This is a genomic window from Prevotella sp. HMSC073D09 (assembly GCF_001814145.1).
GTDB classification, from domain to species: domain Bacteria; phylum Bacteroidota; class Bacteroidia; order Bacteroidales; family Bacteroidaceae; genus Prevotella; species Prevotella conceptionensis.
In genome coordinates, this window is record NZ_KV815125.1 from 22,317 (window position 1) to 39,606 (window position 17,290).

The window sequence follows — 17,290 nt, forward strand, 5'->3', positions numbered from 1 at the left end:
GGTGCTAAATGCAGTGCGTTTTGGTGCAAAATAGAGTGCGTTTTGGTGCTAAACGCAGCGCATTTCGGTGCTAAACGCGGTGCAAAATGCTGCTAAATGTGAGACGAAAAGCATAAATATCCACAACAATTGTATAAACAAAACCTTATAGAACCATGAAACACATGGCTAATAAGGGCAAAATAACCATCAAAAAGTAGGTTTTTAGGGGCTAAAAGCAGGTATTTGGGCTTGAAAAAATATGAGTTAGCAACCAAACTAGAAAGGCTAAATGGTGCAAAATGCAGGTTCTAGGCTTAAAAATTGACAAGCCCCAAGGCGTGAGAGGGTAGAAATAGTGGCTTTTTACCAACATTTTAACTAATATTTTCGCTAGAACGGAGCGAAAATCAGAGCAGTGTTGTAAAATAAAAGATAACAATTTGAGTTTTTGAGATGATGATTTTTTTAGTTTGTGAGTTGATGTCTTCGGGAGTTGTTGGGCTTTCGTCAAGTTTAAAGTCAGTGAGTTGATTTGTAATGCACTTCGTATATGAAAGGAGTTTTTATCTTGTGTTGGCATCACAAAGATAACAAACTCCTCTCAATGTAAATATTGAAAGCCAAGACGACTTCTATTTGAGCATCTATTCCAGTCAGGGATAAGGCAAAGTTAGTTAGGGATTATAATGTGGTGGCGAAGTATAACAGAGTGCAAGGAAACAACTACTCTTTCTTCACTTTTTTACCATTAACAATGTATACGCCTTTGGGTAGACGCTCAAAGGACAGTTTCATCCGTACGCCATCGAGCGTATAAATCACGTCTTCCTTCGTTGATGGTGGCGTGGCGGCGTTGTCAATGCCTGTGTTCTTGCCGCGTTTTATAAGAACTTCGCCGCATATCTCCTTGCCTTTTACAAATACATAGCCCCTAATGGCGTGGTACATGTCGCCGCGATACTCGCATGTTGCGCCTTGAGGACTGGCCAAATAGCTACCACCCTTTAACTTAATTCCTCGGAAAGCACACATGCATGGCTCGTCTTCCCATAAACGTACTGCATGCACCTGCGCATCGTCGATGGTGATGGCGTTTCCCCAAATGGGTGATTTGGCCTCGATGGTGCATCCGCCTTGGATGGTTAGTTGTCCGCCAGGGGATAATGATACGTTGCCCGACACTTCAAGCGAGCCACTGCCTGTAACCACCACTGCATTGTCGAGGGTTTCCACTGCTACTGAATTTGTGGGTTCGATGACGTTACGCCCAACCAATTTGATGATGAGTGGCCTTTCTTTATTTTCGTAGTCGATAAACATAGAGATACCTGGCTTATACTCATCAGGCTTAATCAAAACGTTATTCAACGTAAGCGTACGCGTAGAATTGTCGAAAGTAATCTTTCCCTTTTTTACAGCCGGAAAACCTCCAGCAGCGGAGATGTTCTTATAATTGTCGGAGGTTATGTGTACTTCGCCAACCTCCACATAATAGTCGGCCGCCCTTGCCTGCGTTTGCCAAAGGGCTGCAACAAGGACAAGGATGTAATAATAAAAAACGTTCTTTTTCATAAGCAGATATTTATTTAGTTGTTGGAGAGCCTTCTTTTGCCTTTCTCGAAAAGTGCGTGTCTAGTCTTGATGGTGCCCAACAAGCGTGCTTGGCTTTGTTTTGGGGCTTAACGCTAACGCTTTTTTCGTTCTTTGTAAGTTGCTTTATGGGGTATACATCATACAGTTAGCTATCATGTTGACAGCTAAGCACCTTGAAACATCGCCTCTACGACGTTTTTTACTGTGTTCCCTAAAAGTGTATATGGGCCATTATGCCCCATGAGCAGTGTTTAATGAATACGCGTGATACTGCTCTGCTTGTTTCTTTATCTGCTGATTGTGGTGTTATTGTTACCTAAATACAATAGCTTATATATAATAAGGTGTAGGGGGAGTGGCTTTGCCGGGTGTTACTGGCACCATTCCTTACACCACTTCATTCATTTTTATGTCGTTGTCGTCGGTTGGCACCTCGTCTACCTTTTGGAAATCGAAACACACACCTATTTTATAGGCTTGCGGAACTTGTGCCAAAAAGCGGTCGTAATAGCCCTTTCCGCGACCTAGGCGGTTGCCTTGCGGGTCGAAACTCATGCCTGGAACCAGGATGGTTTCTATTTCTTGATAGGCCGTGAAGGGCTTGCCTGCGGGTTCTAGGATGTTCATTGCGCCTAGTTTAAGGTCTTGTGGACCTTGATATTGGCGTATTTCGAGGTGTTGCCCGTCGATAACCACGGGCAACAACACCCTTTTGCCCATCTTTACAAGTTGGTCTACGGCCTCGTGCGTGTACACTTCATCGGGCAGCGAGTGGTAGAACATCACCGTGCGCGCCTGCACCACTCGTGGGTGAGCCAGCAAACGCTGCATTACGGCAAGCGACAACTGGCGCAATTGTTCGCCGTCGAATTGTCGCTTGCGTAGCCTAATCTCTTGTCTTAACGCCTTCTTGTCCATCATTTTTGCTTTGGCTGAGGTGCGGTCTTGCCCTTGTCGCTCTGTGTGAGCTTGGGAAAAGCGGCATTATTCTTAAATACCTTCAAGGCGGCAGTTATAACACGGTCGTCTTCGTTAAGGTATTGTGTCCATGCTTCATCGTCGAGCATGTTGTAAACGATGCGGCTGATGATGAAACGCGAAAGCATTTTGTGCGACTTGCGTATCATCAGGTTGCGCCGTTGCAGGCCATGCTTGTCGGCATACGAGGCGAATTGGTCCACCATATTTAGCTTACCCAGGTAGTCGGTCAACTCTTTGAGGGTTTTATACTTGGCAAGTTTTTGCCTGTTGTTGTCCGTATAGTTGTAGGCGAACTGCAAGATAAGCCCGCTCATGGCTGCTTGTTTGAAGTAAGAGGTAACGCCGATTGTGTCTTCGCCTACGAAAATGTCGGGCGTAATGCCGCCACCGCCGTACACCAAGCGACCAATGCCCGTGTGATAAGCAGGTCCTGTGTGCTTGATACTGTCTTGCGAGAAGAACTCGCCATGCTGATAGCGGCTGTAAATGTCTTGTTCGTAGTCGGCAGCGTCGCCAGTGGTGTATGGCTTTTGTATGCAACGGCCCGACGGAGTGTAGTAACGGGCGATGGTAAGTCGAATAAGACTGCCGTCGGTAAAGCCCATTTGCTGCTGTACCAATCCTTTTCCGAACGAACGACGACCGATAACGGTAGCCCTGTCGTTATCTTGCATGGCCCCTGCGAATATCTCGGACGATGATGCCGAGCCTTCGTTGATGAGCACAACGAGCGGCATACGCTGGTAGCTACCCTTTCCGTCGCTCACATAGTCTTGCCTTTGCGACTTGCGCCCTTGCGTGTAAACTATCAGTTTGTTCTTTGGTAGGAACTCGTTGGCCATCTGTACGGCCGATTGGAGGAAACCACCCGTGTTGTCGCGGAGGTCTATAACGAGGTTCCTGCACCCCTCTTGCGACAGCTTGGCCAAGGCGATGAGCATGTCGGGATAAGTTCTTTCGCCGAAGTTCTTAACGCGAATGTAGCCCGTATCATCGTCGAGCATGTAGGTTGCGGTTATGCTTTTTTGCGGGATGTCGCCGCGTGTGACGGTAAATTCCAACGGCTTTTTATGCCCATAGCGTAGCACACCGATGCGCACCTTCGTGTCTTTCGGACCTTTCAGTCGGCGCATGGCCTCGTCGTTGGTAACGGTTTTGCCCACAAAGGGCTTTCCGTCTATGCTCACCACCTTGTCGCCAGCCAGCAATCCTGCTCTTTCGGCAGGCGCATTCTTTATCACGTTTTGCACGTGCAGCGTGTCTTCGCGGATGTTGAACTCGATACCCACGCCAGAGAACGACCCTTTCAGCTCGTCGTTGGCGGCTTGCATGTCTTTGGCTGTGATGTAAACCGAGTGTGGATCGAGGTCGGATAGTATCTGTGGGATAGCCTTATCCACCAACGAGTCGATGTTTACGTTGTCGACGTATTGGTCGTCGATGATGTGCAGCAGGTTGTTGAGCCTGTTGCTACCCGAATTGATGATGTTAAGCCTGTTGCCAGAGAAGTGGTTTGCATAGAAAGTGCCAATCACAATGCCGAATGCAACGCACACGGCCATGAGCAAGGGCATGTATCTGTTTCGTCTGTTAGGGTTCATTCTGTTCTGGATTGAGATAAATCACTTCGATGTTAGCTTTTCGAAGAAGTTCTATGCCCTCTTCTAATCGGTATTTCTCGCCGTACACCACACGTTTGATGCCCGACTGTATGATGAGTTTTGAGCATTCTATGCAGGGAGCGGCCGTTACGTAAAGCGTAGAGCCGTCGCTGTTGTTGCTGCTTCGGGCCAGCTTGGTGATGGCGTTGGCCTCGGCATGCAACACGTATGGCTTGGTAACGTTATTGTCGTCTTCGCACACGTTCTCAAAACCGCTGGGCGTTCCGTTATATCCGTCGCTGATAATCATCTTGTCTTTCACCACCAGTGCGCCCACTTTGCGGCGAACGCAGTAGCTGTTTTCGGCCCAAATGCGTGCCATGCGCAGGTAACGCAGGTCTAGAACGGTTTGTTTGTTGTCGGTACACATATATATAATATAGGTGATTGGATGTTTGTTGTTGTGGCGTTTTGTTTGGCGGAGAAAGCCAAATGGGGTTATGATTAGCCGTTGGCCACGATGCCGTCGCGTTCTAACAGCGCGTCGATGGTGGGCTCGCCACCGCGGAAACGCTTGTAAAGCACCATTGGATGCTCTGTTCCGCCACGCGAAAGAATGTTGTCGCGGAAACTTTGAGCCGTGGCTTGGTCGAATATTCCGTTCTTCTTGAACATGCTGAAAGCGTCTGCATCCAGCACTTCGGCCCACTTATAGCTGTAATATCCTGCGGCATATCCGCCCGCCATGATGTGCGAAAACTGGGTAGTCATGCACGTATCGAGCAGTTGTTTCATGATGATGGCCTCTTTCCACGCCTCTTTCTCAAAGGGAATGATGTCTGCCGTGAATGCCTCTCGCTGCGTATAATAGGCCATGTCGAGCAATCCAAAGCTCACTTGTCGCATACATCCCGATGCCGCCATGAAGTTTCGGCTTTTCACAATGCGGTCGATAAGCTCGTCGGGGATGGGCTCGCCTGTTTCGTAGTGGAAGGCAAAAGTTCGTAAAAACTCCTTTTCTATGGCGAAGTTCTCCATGAATTGCGAGGGCAGTTCCACGAAGTCCCACCATACGTTGGTGCCGCTAAGACTTTCAAAGCGGCTGTTGGCGAACATGCCATGCAGCGAATGGCCGAACTCGTGCAAGAAAGTTTCTATTTCGCCAAGGGTAAGCAGTGCGGGCTTTTCGGCAGTTGGCTTAGTGAAATTCATCACCACGCTAACATGTGGCCTTACGTTGTTGCCCTTTCGGTCTACCCATTGCCCCTGAAATTCGGTCATCCACGCACCGCCTTGCTTGCCCTTTCGGGGGAAGAAGTCGGCATAGAACACCGCCAGATAACTTCCGTCTCGGTCGAAAACCTCGTAGGCTTTCACGTCGGGATGGTAAACGGGGATGTCGTTGTTTGGCTTAAAGGTGATGCCGTATAGGCGATTGGCCAGTCCGAACACGCCGTTGATAACCTTCGACAGTTCAAAGTAGGGGCGCAACATTTCGCTGTCGAGGTTGTATTTCTGCATTTGCAGCTTGTGCGAATAGTACGCCGTGTCCCAAGGTTCCAACTCAAAGTCGTCGCCTTCCATCTCCTTGGCCATGCTTTCCATTTCTTTCAGTTCGGCCTCGGCCGTGGGTTTGTAGGCCTTAATGAGGTCGTTTAGCAGGCGATAAACGTTGTCGATGTTGGTGGCCATGCGGTGTTTAAGCACATAGTCGGCGTATGTGTCGTAGCCCAAAAGCTGTGCCAGCTCCCTTCTGAGGTTCACCAGGCGTTTGCAAATCTCCAAGTTGTTGGTGTCGTTTTGGTGTGTACACTCGGTGTTTCGCGCCATGTAGAGTTGCTTGCGCAGGTTTCGTTGCGACGAATAGGTCATGAAAGGCGAGTAGCTGGGGAAGTCGAGTGTGAACACCCACCCCTCTTTGCCTTGTTCCTTAGCGGCAAGTGCTGCGGCATCGCGCGCCGTATCGGGCAGTCCGTCCAGCTCTTCCTCGTTGGTGATATGCAGTGTAAAGGCTTTGTTTTCTTTCAACAGGTTTTGCGAAAACTGCAAGGACAGCACGCCAGCCTCTTCTGTTAGCTTGCGAAGTTGTTCTTTTCCCTCGTCGTCGAGCAGCGCGCCGCTACGCACAAAGCCGTCGTAGCTGTTTTCCAAGAGCATCTGTTCTTCGGCGTCTAGTTCGCGATGGTTTTCGTACACGTACTTAATGCGTTCGAAAAGCCTTTTGTTCAGCCGCACGTCGTTGGCGTGTTGGGTGAGAATGGGGCTCATCTTTTGTGCCAGCGCATCTAGTTCGTCGTTGGTTTCTGCGCTGAGCATGCACGAAAAAACATTCGACACGCGGTTAAGCAGGTCGTAATAGTGGTCGCTGTTCTCGTTGTCCACCCTGATAATGGTGTTTTCGAAGGTGGGCGTTTCGGGGTTGTTGATAAGTTTCTCAATCTCTTCGTCGTCTCTCCTGATACCTTCCAAGAATGCCTCTTCGTAGTGTTCGGTTCTTATCAGGTTGAAAGGCACGGTTTCGTGCGGTGTTTTATATTCCCCGAAAAAGGGGTTGTTGTGATTTTTGCTTTCTTCTTTCAAATTCTCATTCATAACTGTAAATGTCTTCTAGTATCTCTATTGTCGCCGTTTTCGCGTTGCCGTGGCGTGGGGTTGCAGGGGGTGGGCGAGGCCCACTTGTTGCTGTGCCCTCGCTGTGGCAGCCAAAACGTTGAAGGCTTGGTATGTAATGCGCTTGGCCTTTGTTGCGATTTTAGCTTTACAAAAATAGCAAATTTCGGGCAAACGGCTATCTGTTCTTCGTCTTTTTAACTTATGTTAGTTTTGAAAGGCGGTGTCGGCGTTGTTATAGCCTAAAAGAATTGCTTTTTAGAATGCTGTTCGTACACGGCCGTTTTGCCGTAAATGGGTAGGTGAAAACTATTTGTTGCGCGGCTACAAGCATCTTTGTAGTCACGCTACAAGCGTCTTGTAGTTGGGCTACAAGCACCTTGTAGTGTCAGTACAAGCATCTTGTAGCATCAGTACAAGCCCCTTTGTAGTGTCAGTACAAGCCGCTTGTACTGATGTTAAACCCTTGTGTGTGCTGACTCGTCCCGTAGGCAATGGATGCTAAAACTTCGCCAGTTGGAGGGTGAGAAATAATCGTTGTGTCAAGTAATACTTCTGGCGAATGGCGTAAAACCAATTGATTTTACACCATGAATTAAGTGGTTGGCGTGCTGCCCAAGCTCGAATATAAATGGATTTCGGGACATATCATTGGTGTGAAATAATGTGTAATCGTACTGTAATTTGGTGTAAAATATGATGAAAGAAATACTATCAACTGCTTAAACTGAACAAGAAAGCTGATATATTGGCCTATAAGTGCATTAGTTGCACACATTCTTTGTATATGCGCATAAATAAACGACAACAAATTTAAATTCTCTTAAAACTTGGATATAAGTATTTTCTATTCTCCCATTTATCACTATCTTTGCATAAAACCAATTAAAAAGACAACACACTTAAATGTTTGAAAATCTTAGCGACAGACTTGAAAGGTCTTTTAAAATAATTAAAGGTGAAGGAAAAATCACCGAAATCAACGTGGCCGAAACCCTTAAAGACGTGCGCAGAGCCTTGCTCGATGCCGACGTTAACTATAAGGTGGCTAAGACTTTTACTGATACGGTAAAGCAAAAGGCACTGGGCATGAACGTTCTTACGGCCGTTAAGCCTGGGCAACTGATGGTTAAGATTGTGCACGACGAGTTGGCTGCGCTCATGGGCGGCGAAACCGTAGGCTTGCAACTTACAAATCGTCCGGCAATCATATTGATGTCGGGCTTGCAAGGTTCGGGTAAAACCACGTTTAGCGGTAAGCTTGCCAACCTGCTTAAAGGCAAACAGCATAAGAACCCCTTGCTCGTGGCTTGCGACGTGTATCGCCCTGCGGCTATCGAGCAACTTAAAGTGGTGGCTCAGCAAGTGGGTGTGCCTGTTTATAGCGAACCCGACAACAAGAATGTGGTGGAAATAGCCAACAACGCCATTCGTGAGGCCAAAGCCAAAGGCAACGATGTGGTGATTGTGGACACCGCCGGGCGCTTGGCCGTTGACGAAGAAATGATGGACGAAATCTATCGTTTGAAACAAGCTTTGAACCCCGACGAAACCCTTTTCGTGGTGGATTCGATGACGGGACAAGACGCCGTGAACACCGCTCGCGAGTTTAACGACCGCTTGGACATAGACGGTGTGGTGCTGACAAAGCTAGATGGCGACACGCGTGGTGGTGCTGCGCTAAGCATTCGCACGGTTGTTACAAAGCCCATTAAGTTTGTTGGTACGGGCGAGAAGATGGAAGCCATCGACGTTTTCCATCCCGAGCGTATGGCCGACCGCATTTTGGGCATGGGCGACATTGTGTCGTTGGTTGAAAGAGCCCAAGAACAGTTCGACGAAGAAGAGGCAAAGCGCCTGCAAAAGAAGATACAAAAGAACAAATTCGACTTTAATGATTTCCTTAAACAGATTGAACAAATAAAGAAAATGGGAAATCTGAAAGACTTGGCGTCGATGATACCCGGCGTAGGTAAAGCCATTAAGGACGTGGATATCGACGACAACGCCTTTAAGGGCATCGAGGCTATCATCAAAAGCATGACGCCCAAGGAGCGAACAAATCCTGAAATCCTTAATAACAGCCGTCGACAACGTATTGCGAAGGGCAGCGGAACCAACATCCAAGAGGTTAACAGACTGATAAAGCAGTTTGACCAAACACGAAAGATGATGAAGATGATGACCGGAACCAATATGGCGAAGATGGCCGGCATGGCGAGTAAGATGAAAGGAATGCCCGGAATGCCGAAACTTTAAAAACTAACTAAGAAATGATGCAGTTAATCGATGGAAAAGCAACTGCTACTGCCATCAAGGCGGAGATTGCCGAAGAAGTAAGGCAAATCGTTGCTAACGGAGGTAAACAACCGCACTTGGCCGCGGTGCTGGTAGGCCATGATGGTGGTTCGGAAACGTACGTGAAGAACAAAGTGATTGCTTGCGAGCAATGTGGCTTTAAGTCTACGCTCATCCGCTTTGAGGGAAACGTTACCGAGGCCGAGCTGTTGGCTTGCGTAGACAAGCTTAATAAAGACGAAGACGTAGACGGATTTATCGTGCAATTGCCCTTGCCTAAGCACATCGACGAGCAAAAGATTGTCGAGGCAGTGGATTATCGCAAAGACGTAGACGGTTTTCATCCCATCAACGTGGGGCGGATGGCCATCGGTCTGCCGTGTTTCATCTCGGCCACGCCGTTGGGTATCCTCACCCTTTTGCAGCGTTACGGCATCGCCACTTCGGGTAAGAAGTGCGTTGTGCTTGGCCGCAGCAACATCGTTGGTAAGCCAATGGCGCAGCTGATGATGCAAAAGCAATACGGCGATGCCACTGTTACGGTGTGCCACTCGCACTCGCCGTCGCTCAAAGACGAGTGTCGCGAGGCCGATATCATCGTAGCAGCCATCGGACGCCCCGACTTCGTTACGGCCGATATGGTAAAAGAGGGCGCCGTTGTTATTGACGTAGGCACCACGCGTGTGGAAGACCCCTCGCGCAAGGGCGGTTTCCGACTGAGCGGCGACGTTAAGTTCGACGAGGTTGCGCCCAAGTGTTCCTTCATCACGCCCGTTCCTGGCGGCGTTGGCCCAATGACCATCTGCTCGTTGATGAAGAATACCCTCTCGGCAGGTAAGAAAGAATTTTATAAATAAATATGGAGTGGATGGCGAACAAGGTTTCGTGCCTCGTCCGCCATTCGCAAAACGCAATGAATAGCGAGGATTATTACGAACAAGGCAATGCCTATCGCCGACAGGGAAATTGGCAAAAGGCATTGGAATGCTATGCGGAGGCCATAGAATTGGACCCCGAAAGTCCTGCGGTTCAAGCGCGGGAGATGCTCAACAGCATCTTGGCCTTCTACGCTAAGGATGCCCTTAATCCTTGAAAAACAAATTACTGCACATTGGCGACAACCTTTCGCCGTCGTTGCAAGTAAAGAAATTCAATCGCAACACATGCAGTTGCGACGCCACAACGAAAGTACTGCCCAGGGCAGCATATAAGAAAGAAGTTATGAACAAGATGATAAAAGGAGCCGTGGTTATCGACACCGACAGGTGCAAAGGATGCGACCTGTGCGTCGTGGCATGTCCATACGACGTGTTGGAACTGGCTCGGAAAAAGGTGAATGCTAGCGGATATGCCTACGCGCAGGCCGTGAAAGCCGAGGCATGTGTGGGTTGCGCTGCGTGCGGAACCGTCTGCCCCGATGGTTGCATCACCGTTTATAGAATGAAAGTGAAGGAGAATAAGTGATGGCAGAGCGTGAAGTCAGACTGATGAAGGGTAACGAGGCGATAGCCCATGCGGCTGTTCGCGCCGGCATTGACGGGTATTTCGGCTATCCCATCACCCCTCAAAGCGAAATAATTGAAACATTGGCCCAACTGCGCCCTTGGGAAACCACGGGCATGGTGGTGCTGCAAGCCGAAAGCGAAGTGGCATCCATCAACATGCTTTACGGCGGCGGTGGGTCGGGTAAGCGTGTAATGACCTCCTCGTCGTCGCCTGGTGTGGCCCTCATGCAAGAGGGAATATCCTATATGGCGGGTGCTGAAATACCTGGTCTTATCGTTAACGTGCAACGTGGCGGCCCGGGTTTGGGTACCATTCAGCCTTCGCAAGGCGACTATTTCCAAAGCACCCGTGGGGGCGGAAACGGCGACTACAATGTCATTGTGCTTGCTCCCAACTCGGTACAAGAGATGGCCGACTTCGTAGACTTGGCCATGAACTTGGCCTTTAAGTACCGAAATCCAGCCATGATATTAAGCGACGGTGTTATCGGACAGATGATGGAGAAGGTGGTTCTTCCGCCAATGAAACCTCGCCGAACCGAAGAAGAGGTAATAAAGGAGTGCCCGTGGGCATCAACAGGCCGCACGCGTGGCCGCGAGCCCAATATCATCACCTCGCTCGAACTGCGCCCTGAGTTGATGGAAGAAAAGAACAGGGCACTGCAAGCCAAGTACGAAGAGATACGCAACAACGAAGTGCGTTTTGAAACACTGCACACCGACGATGCCGAATACGTCTTCGTGGCGTTCGGCAGTGCGGCGCGCTTAGCCGAAAAAGCCGTAGAGCTGGCTCGCGAAGAGGGCATGCGTGTTGGGCTTTTCCGTCCCATTACGCTGTGGCCTTTCCCCGAACGGCAGTTGGCCAGCCTTGCACAAGGCAAGAAAGGCTTGCTCGTTGTGGAGCTGAACGCAGGGCAAATGGTGCAAGACGTGCGCTTGGCCGTTGAAGGAACGCTGCCCGTAGCCCATTTTGGCCGGCAAGGCGGCATCGTTCCCGAACCCGAAGAGATTGTAAAAGCGTTAAAGGAGAAGTTGCAATGACCACAGATATAATCAGTCCTGAGAACCTAGTTTACGCCAAACCGGCACTCTTGAACGACACAACCATGCACTATTGCCCCGGGTGTTCGCACGGCGTGGTGCACAAACTCATAGCCGAGGTTATCGCCGAGATGGGGATGGAAGAGAAAAGTGTGGGCATTAGCCCCGTTGGTTGTGCCGTGTTTGCCTATCGTTACATCGACATCGACTGGCAAGAGGCCCCTCATGGGCGCGCTCCGGCATTGGCAGCAGGTGTTAAAAGGCTTTGGCCCGACCGCCTTGTGTTTACTTATCAAGGCGATGGCGACCTTGCTTGCATTGGCACAGCCGAGACCTTGCACGCGTTGAACCGTGGCGATAACATCACCATCATCTACGTTAACAATGCCATTTACGGCATGACGGGTGGACAGATGTCGGCCACAACGCTGCTCGAACAGCCCACGGCCACTTGCCCCACAGGCAGAACGCCCGAACTTCACGGCTATCCCATCGACCTAACCAGCCTTGCCGTGCAATTAGAAGGCACGTGTTTTGTTAGTAGACAGAGTGTGGACACCGTGGCATCCATCAATAAAGCCAAGCGTGCCATACGCAAGGCATTCGAATCTTCGATGGCTGGCAAAGGCTCGTCGCTCGTAGAAATCGTGTCCACTTGCAGCAGCGGATGGAAAATGTCGCCCGCCGATGCCAACAAATGGATGCAAGATAACATGTTCGACCATTATAAGAAGGGCGACTTAAAAGATAGGACGAAAGAATGAAACACGAGATAATCATCGCCGGTTTTGGTGGCCAAGGAGTGCTTTCAATGGGAAAGATATTGGCCTACTCTGGCTTGATGGAAGATAAGGAGGTAACGTGGATGCCCGCATACGGACCCGAACAGCGCGGCGGAACGGCCAACGTAACGGTCATTGTAAGCGACGAGCGCATCTCTTCGCCCGTTCTGAGCAAGTACGACGTGGCCATTGTGCTGAACCAACCTTCGCTCGACAAGTTCGAACCACGCGTAAAGCCTGGCGGAATACTTATCTACGACGGCAACGGCATAGCCTCTCCGCCATCGCGAACCGACATTAAGGTGTATCGGATGGACGCTATGGACAAGGCTGCCGAAATGAAGAACGCCAAGGTTTTCAACATGATTGTACTTGGCGGACTGCTTAAAGTTTGCCCTGTGGTTAGCACAGAGGGCTTGAATAAGGCACTGTTTAAAACCCTTCCCGAACGCTATCACAACCTGATACCGCTGAATATGGAGGCTGTTGAGCAAGGTAAGCAAATCATTGCAGAACAATGATGCAGTGTGAAAACAACTACGTGTGTCATGTAGTGATGCAAGATAAAGCTAAATTTGAATTTCTGAGACACAGATAAACAACTTGATTTTTTTATAACTCTCTAATTTTTTGGGGGCCGGCTGCAGTGATGCACCCGGTCTTTTTTTGTTTGTATCACATGGAGAGAAGACTTTCCCCGTTTTATTTTGCGTTAGTCTGGCTTTCGCTTGCTTGTTGAATGCCCTGCAACCGCTTGCGCAGGCAGTTGTAAGCGCACACGTTCTCTGTGCCGTTGCCTATGCGCGTGTATGCGGAATAATCACTTTTTGTCTAGTTTTCGGCAAGATTTTTAACATTATGAGTGCCCTTTTTGTCCACCAATTGCCCGCCTTGCCGCAAAAAATCGATTCTCGCGGAGGTTTGTTTTGTGCAAAAAGGGGTAGCATGTGAATGCAAGAAAATGAATTTTTATTTGAAAAGGCCGCCATTTGCACCTGTTTCGGGGCTATTTGCTGCTAAATGAAGTGCGTTTTGATGCTAAATGCGGTGCATTTTGGTGCTAAACGCAGTGCAATATGCCGCTAAATGCAGTGCGTTTTGCTGCTAAACGCAAGGTAAAGTGCTGCTAAATGCAGTGCAAAATGCGGCTAAATGCGAGACGAAAAGCATAAAAATGCACAGCAATGGTATAAACAAAACCTTTTAGAGCCATGAAAAACATGGCTCGGAAGGGCAAAATAGCCGTTAAAATGTGGGGTTTTGGGGGTTAAAAGTGGGAAATTGGGGTTGAAAAAATACGAACTGGCAACCAAACTAGAAAGGCTAAATGGTGCAAAATGCAGGTTCTAGGCTTAAAAATGGACAACCCTCAAGACGTGAAAGGGTAAAAATAGTGGCTTTTTACCTACTTTTTAACCTATATTTTCGCTAGAACGGAGTGAAAATTAAAGCAATGTTGTAAAATAAAAGTAATAATTTAAGCTTTGTGAGTTGGTGAGTAGATAAGTTTGTTAGTTTTTGAGTTGATAAGTTTATGAGCGTTGTACGCGTTAGCTTTTTGAGCAGCTTAGACCGATGGATGATTAAGACAAACCGCATACTACCCACAAGCTAACTCTTTAATATCTGGTTCTACATGTTCGGTGTAAATGCCTTCTTTGTTTCATTTGTTATCAATTTTATAGCAGAACGAGGTCTGTACATATAGCCAGAGTGGCCGATGGTTTTTCGTTTTACCCCTATATCGCACAATACTTAACATTTCTTGCCCCACCTTTTCTGTATGTGTGTTTGCCCGAAAACGCAAAAAGTTGTACCTTTGTGCGGAAATGGAGCGTTCAGGAACAAATATATATCAACCCCATCTGTTATTGCGTAAAGCGTTAAAAGTCTTATCTTTGTGGTGCATGTTGGCCTTGTTGGCGGCGTGTAGCGCAACTAAATTCGTGCCAGACGAAAGCTACTTGCTTGAAAAAGTGGAACTGAAGGCCGACACGAAGAAGTTTAACGTGGCCTCGCTCGAACCTTATATCCGACAGAAGGCCAACTCCAAGTGGTTCTCTGTGTTCAAAATTCCCTTGGGCGCATACGCTCTTTCGGGGCGCGATACCACCAGATGGATTAACCGCACGCTGCGTAAGATTGGCGAAGAACCTGTGGTGTACGACACATTGCAGGCACAATTGTCGTGCAACGACCTGAAACTGGCCTTGCAAAACATGGGTTACATGAACGGCGAAGTAGACCTAACCACGCGAGCCAAGGGCAAACGCCTTACGGCCATCTACACTTTGCACCCCGGAAAGCCCTTTTTTATCAACTCGGTGCGTTATGATATACAAGACTCTGTTATCGCCCGAATGCTCGATTTGGACAATCCAGCCCGCCAAGAGCTAAAAGCAGGCGACCCTTTTACCGTTACGCGGCTCGAAGAAGAACGCAAACGTATAACGCGCGTGCTGTTGGATAGCGGCTATTACCGTTTTCATAAAGACTTTATTCTGTATGGGGCCGACTCTACCGCAAGTAAAAATCAAATCAACTTGATGCTCCACCTGCTGCGTTACCGTCCCAACAGCAATGCCCCCGAAACGTTGCATCCACGTTATAGCATACGTAACGTTACTTTTTCTAGCAACGATAGTGCTGCGATACACTTGCGACCGGGCGTGTTGCGCCGAAGTACACTTATTAAGCAAGGCGATCTTTTCAGTGCCACGCAGCTGCAACGCACCTATGGAAATTTCGCTCGCATGCAGGCCGTACGCTATACCAACATCCGTTTTACCGAAGTGCCCGACACCACTTTGCTAGATTGCGACATCAATATCAGTACCAACAAGCCTTCCTCCATTTCGTTCCAGCCCGAAGGAACCAACACGGCCGGCGACCTAGGGGCGGCAGTTTCGGTTACGTACGAAAACAGAAACCTTTTTAGGGGCAGTGAGTTGTTGAGCATCCAGCTACGTGCCGCATACGAGGCCATTACGGGATTGGAAGGCTATCAAAACAAAGACTATCAGGAGTATGGCGTGGAAACAAAGCTTACCTTTCCCCAATTTGTTGCCCCTTTGTTATCGCGTACGTTCCGCAGGCGCAGTGTAGCCACCAGCGAATTGTCGCTTAATTGGAACCTTCAAAACCGTCCCGAGTTTCATCGGCGCGTGTTTTCCACGGCGTGGCGATACCATTGGAACGAACCTCGCCACCACATTTCTTACCGATACGACTTTTTCGACATCAACTACGTGTACATGCCGTGGATAAGTTCGCGTTTCAAGGCCGACTATTTAGACAATGCCACGAGCCGAAATGCCATTCTTCGCTACAATTACGAAGACCTTTTTATCCTTAAAATGGGATTTGGCTTGGCCTTTAACGATGGCGAAAATGCTTTGAAAGTGAATGTAGAGTCGGCCGGCAACATGTTGCAGGCGGTGTCCAAGCTGTTTCGCTTGCCGCAAAATGCCAACGGAAAATACACCTTGGTGAACATTGCCTATGCACAATACGTGAAGTTTGATGTTGATTTTACTCGTCTTTTCCAATTCGATGAGCGCAACTCATTGGCCTTCCACGTAGGACTTGGCGTGGCCTATCCCTACGGCAACAGCACCATTTTGCCGTTCGAGAAACGCTATTTCTCGGGTGGGGCAAACTCGGTGAGAGGTTGGCGAGTGCGCGAATTGGGGCCTGGAACGTTCAAAGGAACGGATGGGCGTATCGACTTCATCAACCAGACGGGCGACATGAAACTGGATATGAACTTGGAATACCGCACGTTTTTGGGATGGAAACTGCACGGAGCGGTGTTTGTTGACGCAGGAAACATTTGGACTTTGCGCAGTTATGCCGAACAACCGGGCGGACAATTCCGCTTAGATCGTTTCTATCGACAAATCGCCTTGGCCTATGGATTGGGTTTTAGACTCAACTTCGACTACTTCATTCTGCGTTTCGACCTAGGTATGAAGGCCGTAAACCCCGCCTACGAAACTTCGCGCGAGCATTATCCGCTGCTATATCCCAACTTCAAACGCGATTTTGCTTTCCATTTCGCCGTAGGTTTGCCCTTCTAAATGGCGGTGTAGCTTAACGCCTTAATGTAAGGCGCAAAACATATTTAACGTGTGCCACTTGGCACTTATCTTAACGATGACAAGAAAAGAGCGATACAAATACATATTGGATTATTTTCGTGCGCAAGCCCCAGTTGTAACCACCGAACTTGAATTTGGCTCTGCCTTTCAGCTGTTGGTGGCTACATTGCTCAGCGCGCAATGCACCGATAAGCGCATCAATCAGGTTACGCCTGCTTTGTTTGCCCGTTTCCCAACGGCCGAAGAAATGGCCAAAGCCGAGGTGGAAGAGGTGTTCGAATACATTAAGTCGGTGAGTTATCCTAACGCCAAGGCCAACCATTTGGTGGCTATGGCGCGCAAGTTGGTTGACGATTTCAAGGGCGAAATGCCTAGTACGACGGCCGAACTGACCACCTTGCCTGGTGTGGGGCGCAAAACGGCCAATGTGATGCAGGCCGTTTGGTTCGACAAACCTAACATGGCGGTAGATACGCACGTGTTTCGCGTGAGTCATAGAATGGGTTTGGTGAGCAAGAAGGCCACCACACCATTGAAAGTGGAGCAAGAATTGCTGCGCCACATACCCAGTGTGGATGTGAATAAGGCACACCATTGGCTGCTGCTGCATGGCCGATATGTGTGCGTAAGCCGAAAGCCTAAATGCGAAGAGTGTGTGTTTAACGACATTTGCCCCAAGCTTTTGGAGGGCTCGAAACTTGAATAAGGGTGAAAAGGTGAAAGAGTGAAAGGGTGAAAAGGTGAAAGGGTGAAAGGGTGAAAGGGCGAAAAGGTGAAAAGGTGAAAGGGTGAAAAGA

14 protein-coding genes are annotated in these 17,290 nt (G+C 48.8%); 9 read left to right on the top strand and 5 right to left on the bottom strand.

Annotation, left to right across the window (positions count from 1 at the left end):
* Positions 1-705: 705 nt before the first annotated feature.
* The 5 genes from HMPREF2955_RS11905 to HMPREF2955_RS11925 all read right to left on the bottom strand — a co-directional run bounded on the left by HMPREF2955_RS11905 (position 706) and on the right by HMPREF2955_RS11925 (position 6,749).
* On the bottom strand, positions 706-1,554 hold the full coding sequence (locus tag HMPREF2955_RS11905) for an arginase (protein ID WP_070723680.1): 849 nt from the start codon (positions 1,552-1,554) through the stop codon (positions 706-708).
* A 408-nt stretch (positions 1,555-1,962) separates the two neighbouring features.
* On the bottom strand, positions 1,963-2,493 hold the full coding sequence (locus tag HMPREF2955_RS11910; protein WP_070723709.1) for a 5-formyltetrahydrofolate cyclo-ligase: 531 nt from the start codon (positions 2,491-2,493) through the stop codon (positions 1,963-1,965).
* Positions 2,493-4,157 carry a S41 family peptidase gene (locus HMPREF2955_RS11915; RefSeq protein ID WP_070723681.1) on the bottom strand — a complete coding sequence of 555 codons (1,665 nt, stop codon included), beginning with the start codon at positions 4,155-4,157 and terminating at the stop codon, positions 2,493-2,495. The genes HMPREF2955_RS11910 and HMPREF2955_RS11915 overlap by 1 nt, the downstream gene beginning before the upstream one ends.
* Positions 4,147-4,587: a deoxycytidylate deaminase gene (locus HMPREF2955_RS11920; protein ID WP_019186949.1), complete on the bottom strand. Its 441-nt coding sequence runs from the start codon at positions 4,585-4,587 to the stop codon at positions 4,147-4,149. Before HMPREF2955_RS11920 ends, HMPREF2955_RS11915 begins: the two co-directional genes overlap by 11 nt.
* 74 nt (positions 4,588-4,661) lie before the next feature.
* A complete protein-coding gene (locus tag HMPREF2955_RS11925; protein WP_070723682.1) occupies positions 4,662-6,749 on the bottom strand; it encodes a M3 family metallopeptidase in 2,088 nt (695 codons plus the stop codon).
* A gap of 924 nt (positions 6,750-7,673) precedes the next feature.
* Here HMPREF2955_RS11925 and ffh point away from each other — a divergent pair.
* The 9 genes from ffh to nth all read left to right on the top strand — a co-directional run bounded on the left by ffh (position 7,674) and on the right by nth (position 17,199).
* On the top strand, positions 7,674-9,026 hold the full coding sequence (ffh, locus tag HMPREF2955_RS11930; protein ID WP_070723683.1) for a signal recognition particle protein: 1,353 nt from the start codon (positions 7,674-7,676) through the stop codon (positions 9,024-9,026).
* 17 nt (positions 9,027-9,043) lie between these two features.
* Entirely contained in the window at positions 9,044-9,922 is an 879-nt protein-coding gene (folD, locus tag HMPREF2955_RS11935; protein ID WP_070723710.1) for a bifunctional methylenetetrahydrofolate dehydrogenase/methenyltetrahydrofolate cyclohydrolase FolD, read from the top strand.
* 56 nt (positions 9,923-9,978) lie between these two features.
* Positions 9,979-10,158: a tetratricopeptide repeat protein gene (locus HMPREF2955_RS11940; RefSeq protein ID WP_044259779.1), complete on the top strand. Its 180-nt coding sequence runs from the start codon at positions 9,979-9,981 to the stop codon at positions 10,156-10,158.
* Between the two features lie 128 nt (positions 10,159-10,286).
* Entirely contained in the window at positions 10,287-10,529 is a 243-nt protein-coding gene (locus HMPREF2955_RS11945) for a 4Fe-4S dicluster domain-containing protein (RefSeq protein ID WP_070723711.1), read from the top strand.
* The gene (locus tag HMPREF2955_RS11950; protein ID WP_070723684.1) at positions 10,529-11,611 is read left to right on the top strand and encodes a 3-methyl-2-oxobutanoate dehydrogenase subunit VorB; all 1,083 of its coding nucleotides are present in this window, start codon (positions 10,529-10,531) and stop codon (positions 11,609-11,611) included. Before HMPREF2955_RS11945 ends, HMPREF2955_RS11950 begins: the two co-directional genes overlap by 1 nt.
* Positions 11,608-12,375: a thiamine pyrophosphate-dependent enzyme gene (locus HMPREF2955_RS11955; RefSeq protein ID WP_070723685.1), complete on the top strand. Its 768-nt coding sequence runs from the start codon at positions 11,608-11,610 to the stop codon at positions 12,373-12,375. The genes HMPREF2955_RS11950 and HMPREF2955_RS11955 overlap by 4 nt, the downstream gene beginning before the upstream one ends.
* The gene (locus HMPREF2955_RS11960; RefSeq protein WP_009230223.1) at positions 12,372-12,914 is read left to right on the top strand and encodes a 2-oxoacid:acceptor oxidoreductase family protein; all 543 of its coding nucleotides are present in this window, start codon (positions 12,372-12,374) and stop codon (positions 12,912-12,914) included. The genes HMPREF2955_RS11955 and HMPREF2955_RS11960 overlap by 4 nt, the downstream gene beginning before the upstream one ends.
* A gap of 1,386 nt (positions 12,915-14,300) precedes the next feature.
* Positions 14,301-16,472: a translocation and assembly module lipoprotein TamL gene (locus HMPREF2955_RS11970; RefSeq protein WP_070723687.1), complete on the top strand. Its 2,172-nt coding sequence runs from the start codon at positions 14,301-14,303 to the stop codon at positions 16,470-16,472.
* Positions 16,473-16,548: 76 nt separating this feature from the next.
* Positions 16,549-17,199, top strand: coding sequence for an endonuclease III (gene nth / locus HMPREF2955_RS11975; RefSeq protein WP_070723688.1), 651 nt, complete (start codon positions 16,549-16,551; stop codon positions 17,197-17,199).
* Positions 17,200-17,290 lie beyond the last annotated feature (91 nt).